Origin of the sequence: Variovorax paradoxus B4 (genome assembly GCF_000463015.1) — a bacterium.
Lineage (GTDB): Bacteria > Pseudomonadota > Gammaproteobacteria > Burkholderiales > Burkholderiaceae_C > Variovorax > Variovorax paradoxus_E.
Genome location: NC_022247.1, coordinates 1,715,868 through 1,733,801, shown reverse-complemented (window position 1 = coordinate 1,733,801; position 17,934 = coordinate 1,715,868). Strand labels below are relative to the sequence as shown.

Below are 17,934 nucleotides of genomic sequence, written 5' to 3'. Positions count from 1 at the left end.
GAAGCGGTTCAAGGTGCGAGCTTCCATTGGCCGTTGTCGAGCTTGACGATCACGCGTGCGCGTTCGTCCACCCCGTAGAGGCTGCCGGGCTTGAAGGTGTAGACGCCGTGCGTGCCCACCACTTCCTTGGTGCTGAAGATGGCATCGCGCAATGCGACGCGGAACTCGGCGGTTCCCGGCTCGGCCTTCTTCATGGCGCGCGAAGCGGCATCGGCAAACACCAGCCAGCCGTCGAAGGAATAGGCCGAGAACGCATCGCTGGTGGGTGCGTTGTTGACCTTCTGGAACACGGCGCGGAAATCGGTCGCGATCTTCTTCGTTGGATGGCTGTCGGGCAGTTGCTCGGCCACGATCACCGGGCCGGTGGGCATCAGCGCGTTCTGCCCCGAGGCGCCGACCACGCGCACGAAGTCGGGGTTGATCAGCCCGTGCTGGCCGTACACGCCGCCCTTGTAGCCGCGCTCCTGCAGCGCAAGGAACGGCAGCGCGCCCGGCGTGCCGGCGCCGCCGGTCATCACCGCATCGGGCCTGAGCGCGACGATCTTCAGCACCTGCCCGGTCACCGAGGCATCGGCGCGCGCGTAGCGCTCGTTGCTCACCACCTTGATGCCGGCCTCGGGTGCGGCCTTCATCAGTGCGTTGTAGACCAGATCGCCCCAGGCATCGGTGAAGCCGATGTAGCCGACCGTCTTGACGTTGTTGCGCTTCATGCGCTCGACCACCGCATCGATCATCAGCTGCGTGGGCTGCGCCACCGTCATGACCCACGGGTTCTCGTTCGCGTCGAGCAGGATGGGAGTGAGCCCGATCATCGGCACCTTGGCTTCCTTGCCCACCTGCGCCATCGCAATGGCGGCCGGGACGCCCGAGGTGCCCATCAGCACATCGACCTTGTCCTCCTCGATCAGCTTGCGCGCATTGCGCCCGGCCGTGGTCGGGTCGGAGCCGTCGTCCAGCACGATGAGCTGCACCTTGCGGCCGTTGATCTCCGGCTTGTAGGCCAGCGCGGCCTGCATGCCCTTGGCGTAGGGCACGCCCAGCGAGGAGTTCGGCCCCGACAGCGACACGCTCAGGCCGACCTTGAGGTCGGCCGCGAATGCGCTTGCAACACCACAGGCGGTCAGCGCCGCGGCGAGGGCACCGCGCGTCAAGATCTGCATCAGGCTCTTCATGTCGTAGCTCCAGTGAGGATGGATGGAATGAACGGAAAAAATCAGATGAACAACTGGATCGCAGGCAGCGCGCGTGCGGCGTTGAGCAGGTCGATGCGCTTCTGGCGGATGGCCCAGCCCGTGGGCGTGCGCACGAGGTGGTGGCGGGCGGTGCCGGTCAGCAGGATCTGCGATTCGCCGCGCGCCTCGATGTAGAGGAACGGCGTGCGCAGGTGCACCGCATCGTTCGTCTCTTCCTCGATGCGCGAAGGCTGCAGCACATGCTGGCTGTGGCTCGGAGGGTGCTGCGAATGCGCACGCGGGCTCTTCAGGCGATCGACACGCAGCTGCAGCAGCAACCGGTCTTCATAGGCCAGCGAGTTGTGCGAGAACGGGTCGGCCTGCGCGGCGCCCAGAAGCGGCACCCAGTAGTGGCCGTCTTCGGTGAAGAGTGCCAGCCAGTCGTCGAAGCGCCGCTCGTCGAGCAAGGCGGCCTCATGGGCGGCGAAATCGCGCGGGTCGCTGCTCATGCCGCGGCCTCCATGCCCGCCAACATCGACTTCGCCCAGGCGCGGAACTGGTTGCGCATGAGCAGTTCATTCGTGCCGTTGGTGGTGAGGGTCGATTGCCCGAGTTCGGCAACATCGAAATTGCGGTGCAGGCTCACCCACTCGTTGCCGCCGGCGCGCAGCCCCTGCTGGATGCTCTCGAACAAATGCACGTCGTCGTGCGCGACCACCGACATCGGCGAGAACACGAGCCGGTTGTAGCTCAGGGCGCGCTCGAACAGCAGCGCCGGCGCACCGGCCGCGCGGAAGCTCCAGGCCTCGACGAGCGTGCGGTTGGCGGCCAGTGGCCGGATCACGCGGATGGCCTGCGGCGAGCCCTTGACCGACAGGCTCGGATAGAAGACCGAGTTCTGCGGCGAGCGCTGCAGGATCTCGGTCGCACGCTCTTCGCCGTGCGCGGCGCGCATCGCGGCCTCGTATTCGGGCAACTGCGCGTAGTTGGAATGGATGCTGAAGTTCACGCCCAGCACGCTGTGGCCATTGGCGAAAACACGCCCGCCCATCTTGTCGAAGAATTCGTAGCCCGATCCGAAAGGCAGGATCTGCTCCATCGCCATCGGCTTGGGGTCAGAAGGCGCATGGCCTTCCCACAGCGCCTCGGCCGCCTTGGTGGCCGACTCATGCGTCGACATCGGATGCACCGTGTCGTTGATGTTCTCGAGGTACATCTTCCAGTTGCAGTGGACGATGTTGCGCAGCACGCCGCCGCCCACGGTGAGCTTGTCCTCGGGCGAGCGGTCGACCATGTTGTCGATGGCGCCGAGCACCTCGCCGAAATAGTCCTCGAACGAGGGGCCGGTGCCTGCGAGCCGCACGAAGACGAAGTCGCGGTAGACCTTCACGTGCCTCACCACTGAAAGCCCCTGGCCCGACTCGCAGGCCTTGAGCTGCGTGCCTTCGTAGCCGTTCTTCAGCGGCACGCCGAGCGGCGCACCGTCGAGCTTGTAGGTCCAGGCGTGATACGGGCAACGAAAGAAGCGGCCGGTGTTGCCGCACTCGTCGGTCACCAGCTGCGTACCCTTGTGGGCGCAGCGGTTGTAGAGCACGTGCACCGCGCCGTCGGGCTGGCGCACCATCAGGAGCGGCCGGCCCGCGATCTCCTGCGCCACGAAGTCGCCCGGCTCCGGCACCTGGCTCGCGTGGCCGAGATAGACCCAGGTGTTTGCGAACAGGTGCTCCTGCTCGAGCGCGAAGATCTCCTCGCTCAAGTACAGGTCGCGGTGCACCCGGTCGTCCTGCACGAGCGCGGCGATGCGGTCGGGATGATGGCGGTAGCTGGTCATCGGCGTGAGCCCGGTCGGCGTTCGTTCAGCGTGTGCTCAGGGCACGAGCTTCCACTGGCCCTTGTTCATCTGCACGATCACCACGCCGCGCTGGTCGGAACCGTAGCGGTCGTCGGGCTTGAAGGTGTAGATGCCGTGCGTGCCCACCAGCTCGCGGGTAGCCACGATGGCATCGCGCAGCGCGGTGCGGTACTGCGGCGTGCCCGGCTCGCCCTTCGTGCGCGAGGCGGCATCGGCGAGCAGCAGGTAGGCGTCGTAGGTGTACGAGGAGAAGGCATCGGTGGGCACCGCGCCGTTCACCTTCTGGTAGGCGCTCCGAAAGCCCATCGACACCTTCTTGATCGGGCTGGTGTCGGGCAGCTGGTCGGCCACCAGCACGGGACCGCTGGGCACCTGCAGGCCCTCGATGGAGGCACCGCCGACGCGCACGAAATCGGCATTGATGAGGCCATGCGTGCCGTAGAGCTTGCCCTTGTAGCCGCGCTCGGCGAGCGCGATGTAGGGCAGTGCACCCGGCGTGCCCGAGTTGCCTGCGAACACCGCATCGGGCCGCTGCGCCACGATCTTGAGCACCTGCCCAGCCACCGACGAGTCGCTGCGCGCATAGCGCTCGTTCGCCACCACCTTGATGCCGGCCTTGTCGGCGCTCTTCACGAGCGAGTCGTAGGCCAGGTCGCCCAGCGCATCGGAAAAGCCGATGAAGGCCACCGTCTTCACGCCCGACTTCTGCATGCGCTCGACCACGCCCGCGACCATGAGCGGGAATGGCTGCGACACGGTCACGGTCCATGCGCCTTCGGGGCCGGGGATGGTGACGGGCGTGGGCGAGATCAGCGGCGTGTTGAGTTCGCGCGCCACGGACGCAATGGCCATCGCGCCCGGCACGCCCGAGGTGCCGATCAGCACGTCGACCTTGTCTTCCACCACGAGCTTGCGCGCATTGCGCCCGGCGGTGGTGGGATCGGAGGCGTCGTCGAGCACGATCAGCTGGACCTTGCGGCCGCCGATTTCGGGATGCTCGGCAATGGCGGCGCGAATGCCCTTCTCGTACGGCACGCCCAGTGCAGCGACCGGGCCCGAGAGCGAGCTGATGAAGCCGATCTTCAGGTCGGCCGCCATGGCTTGCGCGGCCGCGAACGCTGCTGCAGTGAATCCCATGATCCGGATCAGGTTCTGTTTCATTGTTGGTGCTCCAGCTTGTGGTGTTGTGTTGGGGTGCTTGCGTTCTTGTTCGGGGCGCTTTTGTTCAGGGCACGCCCTGGGTGTATCGCCGATCAACGACTGCCCTGTCCAACGCTCCCGCTGATGGGGTGCCTTGCGCAGCGAAATAAAGGAGGAGGCCGCAGGCCGGGGGACATTCGCGGAGCAAGGTACCCCGTCGGCGGGAACGCACCCTGGACAGCAGCGCACTTCAAACACAACGCGACGAACAAAAAGGCAAGCCGTCATTTCATGGAACCAGCTTCCACTGTCCCTTTTCCAGCTTCACGACAACACGCGAACGTTCATCCGAGCCATAGCGGTCGGTCGGCTTGAAGTTGTAGACCGAGTGCGTTCCAACCAGCTCCTTGGTACTCACGATGGCGTCGCGCAGCGCGAGGCGAAACTGCGGCGTGCCAGGCTCGGCCTTGGTGGCGAGCGCACGCTGCGCCGCGTCGAGGTACAGCAGCCAGGCATCGAAGGTGTAGGCCGAGAAGGCATCGGTCGGCGGTGCGCCGTTGGCCTTCTGGTAGGCCGCGCGGAAGTCCATCGACACCTTGCGGATCGGGTTCTCGCTCGGCAGCTGCTCGGCCACGATCACCGGGCCGGTGGGCGCCAGCAGTCCTTCGACCGATGCACCGCCCACACGCACGAAGTCCGGGTTGATCAGCGCATGCATGCCGTAGATCTGGCCCTTGTAGCCGCGCTCTGCGAGTGCCAGGTAGGGCAACGCGCCAGGCGTTCCCGAAGTGCCGGTGATCACCGCGTCAGGACGCAACGCCACGATCTTGAGCACCTGTCCGGTCACCGACGAATCGGCGCGCGCATAGCGCTCGTTCGACACGATCTTGATGCCGGCCGGCTCCGCGCTCTTCTGCAGCGCGTCGTACACCAGGTCGCCCCAGGCGTCGGAAAAACCGATGTAGCCGACCGTCTTCACGCCCGACTTCTTCATGCGCTCGACCACCGCGCTCACCATCAACGGTGCGGGCTGCGGCAGCGTCACCATCCACGCGCCCTCCTCGCCCGGCAGGTTGGCGTTGGCGATGGAGATGAGCGGCGTCTTGGTCTCGCGCGCAACGCCGGCAATGGCCAGCGCACCGGGCGAGCCCGCGGTGCCGATGATGACGTCGACCTTGTCCTCGTCGATCATCTTGCGGGCATTGCGCGCGGCCGTGGACGGATCGGACGCATCGTCGAGCTGCACCAGCTGGATCTTGCGGCCGCCGACGTCGGCCTTGTAGGCGATGGCGGCCTTCATGCCCTTCTCATAGGGAATGCCGAGCGACGACACCGGCCCCGACAGCGACGTGATGAAGCCGACCTTGAGGTCGGCCGCCCACGCGCCCGCGGCGCTCAGGGCGCCGAGGCCCACAGCCAGGCCCGCGAGGGCACGGAATCGATTCAGGACTTTCATGGCAATGCTCCAGAGGTGATGGATGAACGAGAAGAACGCTGAATGACTGTCAGAGGGCGAGGCTGCCGACGCTGGTGCCGCCGCAGACGTAGAGCACCTGCCCGGTGATGAAGCTGCTGTCGGGGTCGGCGAAGAAACGCACGGCGCGTGCCACATCGGCCGATTCGCCGAGCCGCTTGACGGGCACGGAGGCGGCGAGTGCGCGTTCCTTCTCGCTGCCGGCCTCGACCACGTCGTAGAACATGTCGGTGCGGATCGGGCCCGGTGCCACCACGTTGACCGTGATGCCGTCCGCGGCGAGTTCGAGCGCCCAGGTGCGGGCCATGCCCAGCATGCCGGCCTTGGTGGCGGAATAGCTGGTGCGCGTGGCCAGGCCCAGAGCGGCGCGCGACGACAGCAGCACGATGCGGCCGAAGCGTTGCGCACGCATGACGGGCAGCGCGCCCTGCACCAGCTGGATCGCGCAGCCCAGGTGCAGGTCGACCAGCGCATCGAGATCGTCGAGCTTCACTTCGGGCAGCAAGGCCGCGCGAATCACGCCAGCGTTGTGGACGATGCTGGTCGGAGAAAAGCGCTCGACCAGTTCGCGCACCGCCTCGCCCGTGGCCGCGCGGTCGCTCAGGTCGACCTCGATGCTGTGCAGCTTCGGATGGTCGATCTCGGCCCTGCGGCGCGCGAGCGAGACCACTTCGTAGCCCTGCGCGAGCAGGTCTTCGCAGATCGTCTTGCCGATGCCGGCGCTGCCGCCGGTGACGGCCGCGACCCTGGGCGCCGTGCTCATGCCGAGGCTCCTACCAAGGCCAGCACACGCAGCGGGCTGCCGCTGCCCTTCTCGATCTTCAGCGGCGGGCAGATCAGCACCGCGCCCGATGGCGGCAGCAGGTCGAGGTTGCTCAGGCACTGCAGCCCATAGCGCCCCGCGCCGTGCATGTAGTAGTGGCACGGGTACGGCGGCCGCAGGTGGTAGCCCTGCCCGGCGTCGGTGCCGATGGCTTCCGAGCCGAAGCCCAGCACGTCGCGCTGCTCCACCAGGAAGCGCACGGCCTCGGTGCTCGGGCCGGGCGTGTGCTGGCCCGTCTCGTCGAAGTTCTGATAAGCCTCGGGGTCGCTGCGCTTGGACCAGTCGGTGCGCATCAGCACCCAGGCGCCCTTCGGGATGCGGCCGTGCGCGGCTTCGTAGCGCTCGATGTCGGCCACGCTCAGCAGGTAGTCGTCGTTGGACTGCACGTCGGCCGAGCAGTCGATCACGCAGGCCGGCGCCACGAAGTGCTGCACGGGAATGGTGTCGACCGAGTTGTTCGGCAGGTCGCGGCCGGAGATCCAGTGGATCGGCGCATCGAAGTGCGTGCCGGTGTGCTCGCCGCAGGAAAAATTGTTCCAGTACCAGCCCGGTCCGCGCTCGTCGTACTTCGACACTTCCTCGATACGAAAGGGCCAGCACTGGCCCATCTCGGGCGGCAGCGCGATCTGCGGGAACTCGGGCGTGAGTGTCTGCGTGAGGTCGATCACGCGGATGCGGCCGCTGGCCATGGCGGTCACGAGGCCGCCGAGGATTTCGGCGGCGGACATCAGTTCGGTTGTCGTGGTCATTCGTGTGGCTCCTGTCTCAGCCGCCCGCCGCGAGTTCGCGCTCGAGCACCTTCGGGTTGTCGCGCCAGCGCTCCAGCCACTCCTGCGCCACGTCGCCCGGGTAGACGTCTTCCACGCCATCGCGCAGTGCCTTCACGATGGCATTGGCCAGCGCCGTGGGTGCGAGCTTGGGCGGCGGCGTGTGCTGGTTCCATTCGTCGTCGATGGGTCCCGGGAACACGTTGATCACGCGGATGCCGGCCGGCCGCATTTCGGCGCGCAGGCACTGCGCGAGCGAATGCGCCGCCGCCTTCGAGGCACTGAAGGTGCCGTGCGGCGGAAAGTTGCTGAGCGCATAGATCGACAGCAGGTTGACCCAGGCCGTGGCGCCCGTCGCGCCGTCGGCCGAGCGGCCCTTGAGCGCGGGGCCGAACTCCTGCGCGAGGCGCAGCAGGCCGAAGTAGTTGATGTCCATCTCGGCCTTGGCCACGTCGGTGCCGCGGCGCGCGCCGATGCCGAAGGTGCGGTGCACCTCGGCGTTGTTGATCACGATGTCGACCTTGCCGCCGATGGAGCCCGCAAGCTCCGTCACCTGGCGGCCGTTGGTCAGATCGAGCGGCACCAGCGTGACCTGCGGCAGCGCCGAGATGTCGTCGAGCCCGTCGCCCATCTTCTTCCAGGGCTCGGCATGGCCAACCCAGACGATGTCGGCGCCGGCCTTCACCAGCGCGCGCACGATGGCCTGGCCGGTCTCGGTCTTGCCGTCGGTCACCAGCGCCTTGCGGAACTTTGGGTCGCTGGTCATTTCACGCAGCATGTTGTCGTCGGCCATGTGGGCACTCCCTTCATTCGGAAAACCAATGAGAACGGCCTGACCCGCGCGGTCGAGCCGGGCGCCCACGCGCACACGCTCGGGCGCATCGCCGACCTCGCCGTGCAGGTGGACCATGAGCGTCGGGCCGGCATCCAGGTGCACCAGGCCCAGCCGCCACGGCAGCCGCTCGCGGAAGAACAGGTCGTTGCTGTGGTGCAGCGTGGTGCTGCCGAGCAGCTCGCCCTCGCCGCTCTGCTCGCGCCAGCGCAGTGCGGCCGAGAGGCACTTGTGGCAGACCTCACGCGGCGGGTACTGCACCGTGCCGCAGTTGTCGCAAGTCTGCAGTTCGAAGCGGCCTTCGGCGGCGGCCGCGGTGAGGCCGAGCGCCACGCGGCCGCGCGCGCCGGGCGGCAGGTTCATCTGCCGGGTGCGCAGCACCGGGTTCTTGCGCGGGGGACGCATCAGGGGCATGGTCATGCCGGTCTCCCCAAAATGACGGCGCCTGTACACAGGCAACGGTCGTAAGTGACCATGCCGAAGCCCGCGACGAGGCCAAGCTGCGCATCGGGCACGGCGCGTTGCCCGGCCTGGCCGGTCAGCTGGCGAATCGCCTCGACCATGCCGAGGAAGCCGCCTGCCGCGCCGGCCTGCCCCGCCGAGAGCTGCCCGCCGCTCGTGTTGTTCGGGAAGCTGCCGTCGAAGGTCGTCGTGTGCGACTGCACGAACGCGGGGCCCTCACCCTTCTCGCAGAAGCCCAGGTCTTCGAACTGCATCATCACGATCACCGGGTAGTCGTCATAGGTCTGCACGAAGTCGAGCGCGGCGGGCTGCACGCCGGCCTGCGCGTAGAGATCGTCGCGGTCCATGCGCCAGCCGCCCTGCACCATCACCGGATCATCGGCATAGGCGTTGTGGCGCTCGATGGCGCCGCGGATCACCACGTGCGCCAGGCCCAGGTCACGCGCGCGCTCCTCGCTCATCACGAGGAAGGCGTCGGCGCCGGCGCAAGGCATCACGCAGTCGAACAGGTGGATCGGGTCGGAGATCGGCCGCGCGGCCATGTACTCGTCGAGCGTCAGGCCCTTCTTGAACATCGCGTTCGGGTTGCCGAGCGCGTTGGTGCGCTGGTCCACGCAGATACGGCCGAAGTCTTCGCGCTTCGCGCCGTAGGTGCGCATGTAGTTGGCGGTGATGAACGCGAAGATCGAATTCGGCCCGCCCGAGCCATAGGGGTAGCTGGCGTCGCGCGCGAAATTGCTGAAGCTGCCGAGCGTCTGGCGGAAGGAGTCGACGTGATTGGTGTCGGCACCCACGCAGGCCACGATGTCGGCATCGCCCGCCTGCACGGCGCGCGCCGCGCGGCGCAGGCACATCACGCCCGAGGCGCCGCCGGTCGGCACATGGTCGAGCCAGCGCGGCGAGAGGCCCAGGTGCTGCGTGACGCCCACGGCCGTGTCGGGCGCGAGCGAGAAGCTGCTGAGGCACAGGCCGTCGATCTGCTCCTTGGCAACGCCGCTGGATTCGACCAGCGCCTCGATGGCCTGCCCGATGAACCAGTGCGCAGTGCGCGTGGAGTAGCGCACGTAGGGCACGGTGACCGGCACGGCCACCGCGACGCCTTCGTAGGAGAGTCGTCGCTTCGTCATGCCTGCCTCTTCTTCATCGCGCGGGTGTCGATGCAATGGCCTTGCCCCGGCAGCGACTGCGCCATCTCGCGCAATTGGCCACGCTGGATCTTCTGCGAAGGCGTGAGTGGCAGCGCGTCGACAAAGGCCACGTAGCCGGGTGCCTTGTAGTACGCCAGCTGGGCCAGCGCATGTTCAACGATGCTGGCGGCGATCTGCGCACGCTGCGAGGCATCGACGCCCTCGCGCATCACGATGCAGGCCAGCACCTCGTCGCCGCGCACCGCATCGGGCGTGGCGGCCACGGCGGAGGTTTTCACGGCCGGGTGCTGGTTGAGCACGCTCTCCACTTCGACGGCCGAGATGTTCTCGCCGCTGCGGCGGATCACGTTCTTCTTGCGATCGAGGAAGAAGAAATTGCCTTCGGCGTCGCGGCGCACCAGGTCGCCGGTGTGGAACCAGCCATCGGCCCAGGCTTCGCGCGTGGCCTCTTCGTCCTTCAGGTAGCCGGAGAAGAAATAGCGCTTCGGGTCGTTGCCGGCCGAACGCACCAGCAACTCGCCCGGTGCATCGACGCCGACTTCATTGCCGTCCTCGCCCACGAGGCGGATCTCGACGAAGTCTTCCTGCCGCCCGAAGCAGCTCGTGCCCACGAGGCGCGGCTCGCGGTTGGCCATGATGCAGGCGGCTGCGCCGGTCTCGGTCATGGCCCAGGCCTCGACCAATGGGAAGCCAAAGCGCTCTTCGAAAGGCGCGTGGTTCTTGCGGTCGACGCCGGCACCGAAGCCCCAGCGGATGGCGTGGTCGCGGTCGGCCGCCGATGCGGGTGCGGACAGCAGCATGGCCGGCATCACGCCGAGGTAGTGCACGATGGTGGCGCCGCTTTCGCGTGCGCTGGCCAGCCAGGTCTTCGGATGGAAACGGTCGAGCTGCACCAGGCATCCCCCCGCGACCAGCACCACCATGGTGGAGAACGCCATCGCGTTCATGTGGTTGAGCGGCAGCGGCGTGATCACGCGTTCCGCATCGGGCCGGATGCTGCACACGCCGCCGAGCGCGGCATACCACTCGCCGGCGCGCAGGAAGTAGGCGTTGCTCAGGATGCAGCCCTTCGGGCGCCCGGTGGTGCCAGAGGTGTAGAGCAGGCCGCATTCGGTATCGACGCCGATGGGCTCGTGGGCGCGCGGCGCGGCCGTCTTCGCGCTCGGCACCGCGTCGTCGGGGCCCATGGTCTCGAAGGCCACACCAGCGCGCGCCGCAGCCGCGCGCAGCTCGGTAGCACGCTCGGGCAGCGTCACGGCCAGCCCGATTTCGCTGTGGCCGATCAGGTAGATCAGTTCGGCTGAACGCATCTCCGCGTTGATCGGCACCACACTCACGCCCAGTGCGTTGAGCGCGAACCAATGGAAGAGGAAGGCGGGCCGGTTCTCCAACAGCAGGCCGACGCGGTGGCCATGCCCGTAGCCCCCTTGCGCATAGGCCGTGCGCAAACGTTCGACCTCGGCGGCAGCCTCGCCCCAGCGAATGGCACCGGCCGCGATGCCGTAGGCGGCCGCGGTCACCGATTCGGTGAACAGGAACTCGGCCTGCGGCGTGCGCTGCGCGGTCGCCGCGAAGACTTGATGGACGGTGGCGTGTGGCATCGCGTCCCTAGATGAAGAGCTGCACGGCCGGCAGCGCCGCGTCGCAGTTGAGCAGGTTGACGCGCTTGAGCGTCATGCGCAGCGCACCGTCCTGCACCGTGAGGTGGTGGAAGAAGGTGCCGACATAGAACTGCAGCTCGTCGCCCTGCGTTTCGGTGTAGTGGAATTCGGTGCGCACCACGAAGCGATTCGCCTCGGCGTCGAACTGCTCGACCACGGGCACCTGCAACAGGTGGTGGCAACGGCTCGGCGGCTGCTGCGAGAAGGCACGCGGACTCTTGAGGCGCTCGATGCGCAGGTCGCGCAGCAGCTTGTCCTCGTAGAGGTGCGAGGTGTGGTTGATGCCGTCTTCCTGGTCGGGCACCAGCGGCACCCAATAAAAGGCGTCGTCGGTGAAGAGTGCATTCCACTCTTCGTAGCGGCGCGTGTCGAGCAGGTGCACCTCGTTCACGACGAAGTCGATCAGGTCCTGGCGGGTAGCTTCGGTGCCGGCCATCACATGGTCTCCGTCATGCGCTGCACCCAGCTGCGGTACTGGTTGCGCATCGGCAGCTCGTTGGTGCCGCCGGTGGTGATCTCGCCGCCCTTGAGCTCCGACGGGTCGTAGTTGCGATGCAGACTCACCCATTCGTTGCCGCTCGCGTGCAGTCCGGCCTGCATGCCTCGGTAGGCCTGCAGGTCGTCGTGTCCCACCACCGAGAACGGCGAGTTGATGAGCCGGTTGTACATGGTGGTGCGCTGCAGCAGCTCGGGCGGCGCGCCCTTGAGGCGGAAGGTCCAGCTCTCGATCAGCGTCCTGTCGGCCGAAATCGGCTTCACCACGCGGATCGCCTGGATCGCGCCCTTGATCGTGAGGTTCGGGTAGTACACCGTGTTGTGCCGTGCCATGCCCAAGATCTGCGCCGTCTTCTCCTCGCCGTAGCGCGCCTTCATGGCGTCGTCGTAGGCCGGGATCGCCTTGTACTTGCTGTGGATGCTGAAGTGCACGCCCGTGAAGCTGTGGCCGTGGTCGTAGGTGCGGATGCCCATGTCCTCGAAGAACTTGTAGTCGGACATGAAGGGCACGAACTGCTCGACCGCCATGGGCTTGGGCTCGTCGGCGGGCTTGTCGGCCCACATGCGCTTGGCGGTGCCGGCCGAGGACTCGTGCGCCACCATCGGGTGCATGGTGTCGTTGAGGTTCTCAACGAACATCTTCCAGTTGCACTGGTGCATGAAGCGCAGGCAGCCGCCGGCGATTTCCAGTTCGCCCTCGGGCGAGCGGTCGGCCATGTTGTCGATGGAGCTGAGCGAGTCGCCGAAGTACGCGTCGAAGTCCGGCCCCGCATCGTTGATCTTCACGAAGATGAAGCCGCGGTGGCTGCGCACATGCTTGAGCGTGGTGAGCCCCTTGGCCGATTCGCACGCGTGCAGCGCGGTGTTCTCGTAGCCGGTCTTCAGCGGAATGGCCAGCAGCGAGCCGTCGGTCTTGAAAGTCCAGGCGTGGTACGGGCAGCGGAAGAACTTGCCGGTGTTGCCGCAAGGCCCGTTCACCAGTCGCGAGCCCTTGTGGGCGCAGCGGTTCATCATGGCGCGCACGCTGCCGTCAGAGTGGCGCGCGACGATCAGCGGGCGGCCGGCGATCTCGTTGCTGATCCAGTCGCCGGGCTTCGGCAACTGGCTCTCGTGGCCGACGTAGTTCCAGGTGTTGGCGAAGAAGTGTTCCTGCTCCAGCTCGAACAGCTCCTGGCTGGTGTACAGGTCGCGGTGCACGCGGTCGTTCTGGACCAGCGCGCGAATGGCATCGGGGTTGTCTCGGTACGAGGTCATGGTCTCGTGTCTCCTTGATTCAGATGTCGAGCACCAGGCGCGCACCCTTGGCGCGCGAGATGCAGATCTGCATCACGTTGCCCTCCGCCTTCTCGCGCGCGGTCAGCACGTAGTCGCGGTGGTCGATCTCGCCTTCGAGCACGGGCACGGCACACACGCCGCATTCGCCGCGCTTGCAGTCGAACATCGGGTCGCAGCCGTTGTCGATGAGGCAGTCGAGGATGCTCTGGTCGGCCGGCACGGTGAAGCGCTGGCCCGATTGGGCGAGCTCCACCTCGAAGGGCTGGTCGCCCTCTTCCGCGACGGGTTCGGTGAAGAGCTCGAAGTGCACGCGGTCGTGGTCCCAGCCGCGGGCCTGGGTGCGGGCCAGCATGGCGTCGAGCATGACCTTGGGGCCGCAGACGTAGAGGCGGTCGCCGGCGGGCACGTCGTCGAGCAGGGCATCGATGTCGAGCGGCGCGCCGGCCTCGGCATCGGCATGCACGCGCAGGTCGTCGCCCAGCAGCGCCTGCAGCTCCGGCAAAAAGGCCATCAACTCGCGGCTGCGACCGGCGTAGTGCATGCGCACGGGTGCTTCTTCGGCGCGGCGGCGCGCGGCCATGGTGGCCAGCGGCGTGACGCCGATGCCGCCCGCGATGAGCACCGAGCCACCCGGGCCGGTGTGCAGCGGGAAGTCGTTCTTCGGTGCCTCGATGGCGAGGGTGTCGCCCTCGTTCAACCCCTCGTGCATGAAGCGCGAACCGCCACGGCCTTCGGCTTCCTTGCGCACGGCGATCACGTAGTCGGTCGGTGCATTGGTGGCATTGCGCGCCGTCGCAAAATTGATCAACGAATAGTGACGCCAATCGGTCTTGCCGTCGGGCAGCGACACCTGCACACGGATATGGGCGCCGGCCGCAAAGCCAGGCAACGGGCGACCATCTTCCGCACGCAGGCGCAGCATGCGGATCAGCGGGTTGAGTTGACGCGCTTCGGCGACGCGAAGCTGGAGCGTGGCGGTGGGAGTGGTCATCGTGCGTTGTCTCTTCAGGCCAGTGCGTGCTGCGCCAGCGCGGCTTGCAGCTTGTGGCCGTGTTCGTCCGCGAGCGCCGCGTCGCGCAGTTCGCGCAAGGTGGCGGGCGCGAGCTGCGCGCCGGCGCGCTCGACCGCGCGCATCACGGTGTCGTAGTTGCGGATGCCGCGCTCGTGCGTGTCGCTGTAGCCCTTGACGAGGCGCTGGCACTGCGCCAACTCGACGGCCAGCTCGGGGTTGCGCTGCGCGGTGGCCGCAATGCGCTGCAGCCATTCCTCGATGCGGCGGTTTTCTTCGGCATAGCGCATCGTCGAGCGGCGCCAGCGCTTCATGGCCGCAACGGTGCGCAGCATCAGATAGCCGTGCAACGAGCTGGTCTGGATCACGCGGCCGTGCTGCGTGAAGCGCTCGACGAGCTTCTTCGGCAGCGTGGAGTTCATCAGCCAGCGGCCGATGCCGCCCGGCAACGTCTCGCAGATTTCCTGCAGGCGCGGGTGCATGTACTCGTTGATGGCAAGCACCTGCCCGGGCTGCACGCGGGCCTCGCCGCGCACGCGCTCGAAGCGGGTGGCGCGGGTCTTGAGCGCGGCGACGCGGGCAGTGTCTTCGTAGGACATCCACAGCGCGAGATGGCGTGCGGTTTCTCGCAGCAGGCGGTGATCGCCGTTGTTCGGCAAGGCGGAGACGGCGGCCATGCGATCCAGGTACAGGCCGGCATAGGCCGGGTCCTGGTAGTCGATGAGGCGGCGCACGCCTTCCAGCAGGAAGTCTTGCGCGGCCAGCGGGAAGTCGTGCTGCACACGTTCGACCAGCGCGCGCACGGCCGGATGGCGCGGTTGTGGGGTCGGCGTGACCGCAGCGGCTTCCGGCGGCGTTTCGCCATCATCACCGCCATGGGCGCGGGCGAACGCGCCACCGAAGGCTTTCAGGCTCGGCTTCACGCCCACGCCACCGCGCTCGATGGTCGCCTCGAACTGCGCGCGGCTGAACGGCAGCACGCCCGAGCCCGCCAGCGCGCCGAAGAGCACGGCGCTGATCACGCTGCCCGAGGCTTCGGCGGCCTGCGCCATGTCGAAGCGGATGAAGCGCTTGGCGGCCCTGCCCGTGTGCGCGAGCAACTGGGCGCTGTCGACGCGGCCGTCGCCCAGCGCGCTCTTCTCCGCGATCGAGAACACGCGGTGCGTGGAGGCGATCAGCGTGGTGCGGTCGGCCGTGACCAGTCCGCGCTGCACCGCGCGGCCGGCTTCCATGAGTTCCGATGCCAGCACCACGTCGACATCCCCCGGCAACGGCATCAACGCCAGCACCGGCCGTCCGCCGTCCGCTTCGGCTTGCGCGGCCGGATACAGCTCGACGTAGTAGATGGTGGCGCCGGTGCGCTGCGCCACGCCGGGCACCGAGGTGGTCTGCGCGACGTAGCCGTTGGCCTCGCCCATGTCGACGATCCAGTCGGCGAGCACGCCGCCGCCCTCCCCGCCCATGGCGAGGATCGCGATCTTGATCGGTTGCGCCTTGTTCGTCATCGCTTCAGAAGGCATAGGTTTCACGGCGGCGCGCTTCGCCACGTTGCAGCCAGCCGATCACGGCGGCGCGCACGCGGTCGCGCAGCACGTCCCAACGGGTCGGGTTGCTCACGATCTGCGCCTTGTAGAACGAGGGGCACAGCACCGCGGCATGCGAGACCTCGCCGCAGACGCCGCAGCCCACGCAGCTGTCGAGCACCGTCGCGACCGGGTCGGTGCGCAGCGGGTCGGGGTTGGGCTTGATCGACAGCGACGGGCAGCCCGAGAGACGGATGCACGAGTGATCGCCGGTGCAGGTGTCGGAATCGACGCCGAACTTCTCGCGCACCATGCGCTTCCCGTCGGCGATGGCCTTTCGCACCAGCGGCTTCTCGCGGCGCTGCTTGTTGAGCATGCACTCCGATTGTGCGATCAGGACCTTGGGGCCCTTCTTCGTCGTGGTCAGCGCTTCTTTCAGCGCATCGCGCATGCCGGCGACGTCGTAGGTGCGGCGCAGCGTCCTGACCCATTCGACACCCACGCCGCGCACGGCGCGCTCGATCTCATGGCCGGTGCTGCGCGTCTTGTTGACGGCGTTCGACGAGAGGATGTCCTGCCCGCCCGTGGCCGAGGTGTAGTTGTTGTCGACGACGATGGTGAGGTTGTCGCTCTTGTTGAAGACGGAGTTCGCCACGCCGCTGGTCAGGCCGTTGTGCCAGAAGCCGCCGTCGCCCATCATCGAGATCGCGCGCTTGCCGGCTGGCGCATTGAGCGCCGAGGCGCCGGCGCCGCCGAGGCCGTAGCCCATGGTCGTGTTGCCGATGTTGAAGGGCGGCAGGATGGAAAACAGGTGGCAGCCGATGTCGGCGCTCACATGATGCGCACCGAGCTCGCGCTCGACCAGTTTCATCGCGCTGAAGATCGGGCGTTCGGGGCAGCCGGTGCAGAAGCCCGGCGGGCGGGCGTGCACGACGTCGCCGAGTCCCGTGGACGGCTGCACCGGCTCGGGTGCGGCATCGACGCCGATGGCGGCCACTTCCTTGAGCGGGATCACTTTGCGCACCGGCACGGGCACGGGCATCGGCAGCGGCACGAGGCGTTCGTAGCGCTCGCAGAAGACGCGCGCGCCCTTCAGAAGCTCGGACGACGTGTATTCGCCGGCAACGGGCAGCATGTCCTTGCCGTGCAGCGCGGTGGTCGAGCCCGCCTGCCGCAGGATGGTCGCGAGGTTCTGCTCGACGAAGTTGGGCTGGCCCTCCTCCACGATCAGCACCGCGCGCTTGCCTTCGCAGAAGCGGATGACTTCGCTCTCGATGACGGGGTAGGCCACGTTCATCACGTAGAGCGGCACCTGGGTGTTGCCATAGACATCGGCCAGGCCGAGCCGCTCGAGCGCGCGCAGCAGCGTGTTGTAGCTGCCGCCCTGCACGATGATGCCGATGTCGTCGGCGTCTTCGGAGAAGAACTCGTTGAGCTTGCGCTCCTCGATGAAGCGCACGGCGGCGGGCCAGCGGTCCTTCACCTTCTCCTGCTCGTGCACGAAGCTCGCGGGCGGCAGCACGATGCGGCCGACGTCGCGCTGCGGGTTCTCGAGCGCGTCCTTCAGCGTGAACTTTGCGCGCTTGTTGTCGCCGGCAATGAAGTGGCCATGCACATGGCAGGCGCGGATGCGCAGCTGCAGCATCACGGGCGTGTTGCTGGCTTCGGAGAGATCGAAGCCCTGCTTCACCGCATCGACGATGCTCGGCAGGTTGGGCCGCGGATCGAGCAGCCAGATCTGCGACTTCATCGCGAAGGCATGGCTGCGCTCCTGCATGATCGACGAGCCCTCGCCGTAGTCCTCGCCCACGATGATCAGCGCGCCGCCCGTCACGCCGCCCGAGGCCAGGTTGGCCAGCGCGTCGGACGCCACGTTGGTACCCACGGTGGCCTTGAAGGTCACGGCGCCGCGCAGCGGATAGTTGACCGACGCGGCCAGCGTGGCGGCGGCGGTGGCTTCGCTCGCGCTGTTCTCGAAGCGAATGCCCTGCTCGGCAAGGATGTCCTGCGCATCGGCCAGCACGTCCATCAGGTGCGAGATCGGTGCACCCTGGTAGCCGGCCACATAGGAAACTCCCGATTCGAGCAAGGCCTTGGTGACCGCCAGAATGCCTTCACCGCGAAACACATCTCCGCCAGAAAGCCGCAGCTTCTTGACTTCTTCGACGAACGAACGCTCAGCCATGTCGGTCCTTGTTCTCTCTCGTGGGACGATGCGTGCAAGCTGCCGCACCGTGCTTTCTATAATGTTGACAAATGAATGTATCCACAATCATGAATTACCCTAGACATGCAAACAGC

At 67.2% G+C, this 17,934-nt stretch carries 15 protein-coding genes; all 15 read right to left on the bottom strand.

Annotated features, from left to right (window positions below; genetic code table 11):
- Positions 1-8 precede the first annotated feature (8 nt).
- The 15 genes from VAPA_RS07890 to VAPA_RS07820 all read right to left on the bottom strand — a co-directional run bounded on the left by VAPA_RS07890 (position 9) and on the right by VAPA_RS07820 (position 17,818).
- Positions 9-1,172: an ABC transporter substrate-binding protein gene (locus VAPA_RS07890; protein WP_021006238.1), complete on the bottom strand. Its 1,164-nt coding sequence runs from the start codon at positions 1,170-1,172 to the stop codon at positions 9-11.
- Between the two features lie 41 nt (positions 1,173-1,213).
- On the bottom strand, positions 1,214-1,681 hold the full coding sequence (locus tag VAPA_RS07885) for an aromatic-ring-hydroxylating dioxygenase subunit beta (protein WP_021006237.1): 468 nt from the start codon (positions 1,679-1,681) through the stop codon (positions 1,214-1,216).
- Entirely contained in the window at positions 1,678-3,003 is a 1,326-nt protein-coding gene (locus VAPA_RS07880; RefSeq protein WP_021006236.1) for an aromatic ring-hydroxylating dioxygenase subunit alpha, read from the bottom strand. The genes VAPA_RS07885 and VAPA_RS07880 overlap by 4 nt, the downstream gene beginning before the upstream one ends.
- A gap of 36 nt (positions 3,004-3,039) precedes the next feature.
- Positions 3,040-4,185: an ABC transporter substrate-binding protein gene (locus VAPA_RS07875; protein WP_021006235.1), complete on the bottom strand. Its 1,146-nt coding sequence runs from the start codon at positions 4,183-4,185 to the stop codon at positions 3,040-3,042.
- Positions 4,186-4,453: 268 nt separating this feature from the next.
- Positions 4,454-5,620 (bottom strand): ABC transporter substrate-binding protein, encoded by a 1,167-nt coding sequence (locus VAPA_RS07870; protein WP_021006234.1) that lies wholly within the window; start codon positions 5,618-5,620, stop codon positions 4,454-4,456.
- 49 nt (positions 5,621-5,669) lie between these two features.
- Positions 5,670-6,401, bottom strand: coding sequence for an SDR family NAD(P)-dependent oxidoreductase (locus VAPA_RS07865; RefSeq protein WP_021006233.1), 732 nt, complete (start codon positions 6,399-6,401; stop codon positions 5,670-5,672).
- The gene (locus tag VAPA_RS07860; RefSeq protein WP_021006232.1) at positions 6,398-7,210 is read right to left on the bottom strand and encodes a cyclase family protein; all 813 of its coding nucleotides are present in this window, start codon (positions 7,208-7,210) and stop codon (positions 6,398-6,400) included. Before VAPA_RS07860 ends, VAPA_RS07865 begins: the two co-directional genes overlap by 4 nt.
- 16 nt (positions 7,211-7,226) lie before the next feature.
- Entirely contained in the window at positions 7,227-8,480 is a 1,254-nt protein-coding gene (locus tag VAPA_RS07855; RefSeq protein WP_021006231.1) for an SDR family NAD(P)-dependent oxidoreductase, read from the bottom strand.
- Entirely contained in the window at positions 8,477-9,649 is a 1,173-nt protein-coding gene (locus VAPA_RS07850; RefSeq protein WP_021006230.1) for a thiolase family protein, read from the bottom strand. Before VAPA_RS07850 ends, VAPA_RS07855 begins: the two co-directional genes overlap by 4 nt.
- Positions 9,646-11,271 (bottom strand): AMP-binding protein, encoded by a 1,626-nt coding sequence (locus tag VAPA_RS07845; protein WP_021006229.1) that lies wholly within the window; start codon positions 11,269-11,271, stop codon positions 9,646-9,648. The genes VAPA_RS07850 and VAPA_RS07845 overlap by 4 nt, the downstream gene beginning before the upstream one ends.
- 7 nt (positions 11,272-11,278) lie before the next feature.
- A complete protein-coding gene (locus VAPA_RS07840) occupies positions 11,279-11,767 on the bottom strand; it encodes an aromatic-ring-hydroxylating dioxygenase subunit beta (protein ID WP_021006228.1) in 489 nt (162 codons plus the stop codon).
- Positions 11,767-13,080 (bottom strand): aromatic ring-hydroxylating dioxygenase subunit alpha, encoded by a 1,314-nt coding sequence (locus tag VAPA_RS07835; protein WP_021006227.1) that lies wholly within the window; start codon positions 13,078-13,080, stop codon positions 11,767-11,769. Before VAPA_RS07835 ends, VAPA_RS07840 begins: the two co-directional genes overlap by 1 nt.
- 19 nt (positions 13,081-13,099) lie before the next feature.
- A complete protein-coding gene (locus VAPA_RS07830) occupies positions 13,100-14,092 on the bottom strand; it encodes a PDR/VanB family oxidoreductase (protein ID WP_021006226.1) in 993 nt (330 codons plus the stop codon).
- Between the two features lie 14 nt (positions 14,093-14,106).
- Positions 14,107-15,615 carry an indolepyruvate oxidoreductase subunit beta family protein gene (locus VAPA_RS07825; protein WP_021006225.1) on the bottom strand — a complete coding sequence of 503 codons (1,509 nt, stop codon included), beginning with the start codon at positions 15,613-15,615 and terminating at the stop codon, positions 14,107-14,109.
- 4 nt (positions 15,616-15,619) lie between these two features.
- Complete coding sequence (locus VAPA_RS07820; protein WP_021006224.1) at positions 15,620-17,818, bottom strand: thiamine pyrophosphate-dependent enzyme; 2,199 nt, start codon at positions 17,816-17,818, stop codon at positions 15,620-15,622.
- Between the last annotated feature and the right edge of the window lie 116 nt (positions 17,819-17,934).

Bases quoted from the DNA above. Each gene is read 5' to 3' on its own strand.
- VAPA_RS07890 (WP_021006238.1), bottom strand. From the start codon at position 1,172: ATGAAGAGCCTGATGCAGATCTTGACGCGCGGTGCCCTCGCCGCGGCG.
- VAPA_RS07885 (WP_021006237.1), bottom strand. From the start codon at position 1,681: ATGAGCAGCGACCCGCGCGATTTCGCCGCCCATGAGGCCGCCTTGCTC.
- VAPA_RS07880 (WP_021006236.1), bottom strand. From the start codon at position 3,003: ATGACCAGCTACCGCCATCATCCCGACCGCATCGCCGCGCTCGTGCAG.
- VAPA_RS07875 (WP_021006235.1), bottom strand. From the start codon at position 4,185: ATGAAACAGAACCTGATCCGGATCATGGGATTCACTGCAGCAGCGTTC.
- VAPA_RS07870 (WP_021006234.1), bottom strand. From the start codon at position 5,620: ATGAAAGTCCTGAATCGATTCCGTGCCCTCGCGGGCCTGGCTGTGGGC.
- VAPA_RS07865 (WP_021006233.1), bottom strand. From the start codon at position 6,401: ATGAGCACGGCGCCCAGGGTCGCGGCCGTCACCGGCGGCAGCGCCGGC.
- VAPA_RS07860 (WP_021006232.1), bottom strand. From the start codon at position 7,210: ATGACCACGACAACCGAACTGATGTCCGCCGCCGAAATCCTCGGCGGC.
- VAPA_RS07855 (WP_021006231.1), bottom strand. From the start codon at position 8,480: ATGACCATGCCCCTGATGCGTCCCCCGCGCAAGAACCCGGTGCTGCGC.
- VAPA_RS07850 (WP_021006230.1), bottom strand. From the start codon at position 9,649: ATGACGAAGCGACGACTCTCCTACGAAGGCGTCGCGGTGGCCGTGCCG.
- VAPA_RS07845 (WP_021006229.1), bottom strand. From the start codon at position 11,271: ATGCCACACGCCACCGTCCATCAAGTCTTCGCGGCGACCGCGCAGCGC.
- VAPA_RS07840 (WP_021006228.1), bottom strand. From the start codon at position 11,767: ATGGCCGGCACCGAAGCTACCCGCCAGGACCTGATCGACTTCGTCGTG.
- VAPA_RS07835 (WP_021006227.1), bottom strand. From the start codon at position 13,080: ATGACCTCGTACCGAGACAACCCCGATGCCATTCGCGCGCTGGTCCAG.
- VAPA_RS07830 (WP_021006226.1), bottom strand. From the start codon at position 14,092: ATGACCACTCCCACCGCCACGCTCCAGCTTCGCGTCGCCGAAGCGCGT.
- VAPA_RS07825 (WP_021006225.1), bottom strand. From the start codon at position 15,615: ATGACGAACAAGGCGCAACCGATCAAGATCGCGATCCTCGCCATGGGC.
- VAPA_RS07820 (WP_021006224.1), bottom strand. From the start codon at position 17,818: ATGGCTGAGCGTTCGTTCGTCGAAGAAGTCAAGAAGCTGCGGCTTTCT.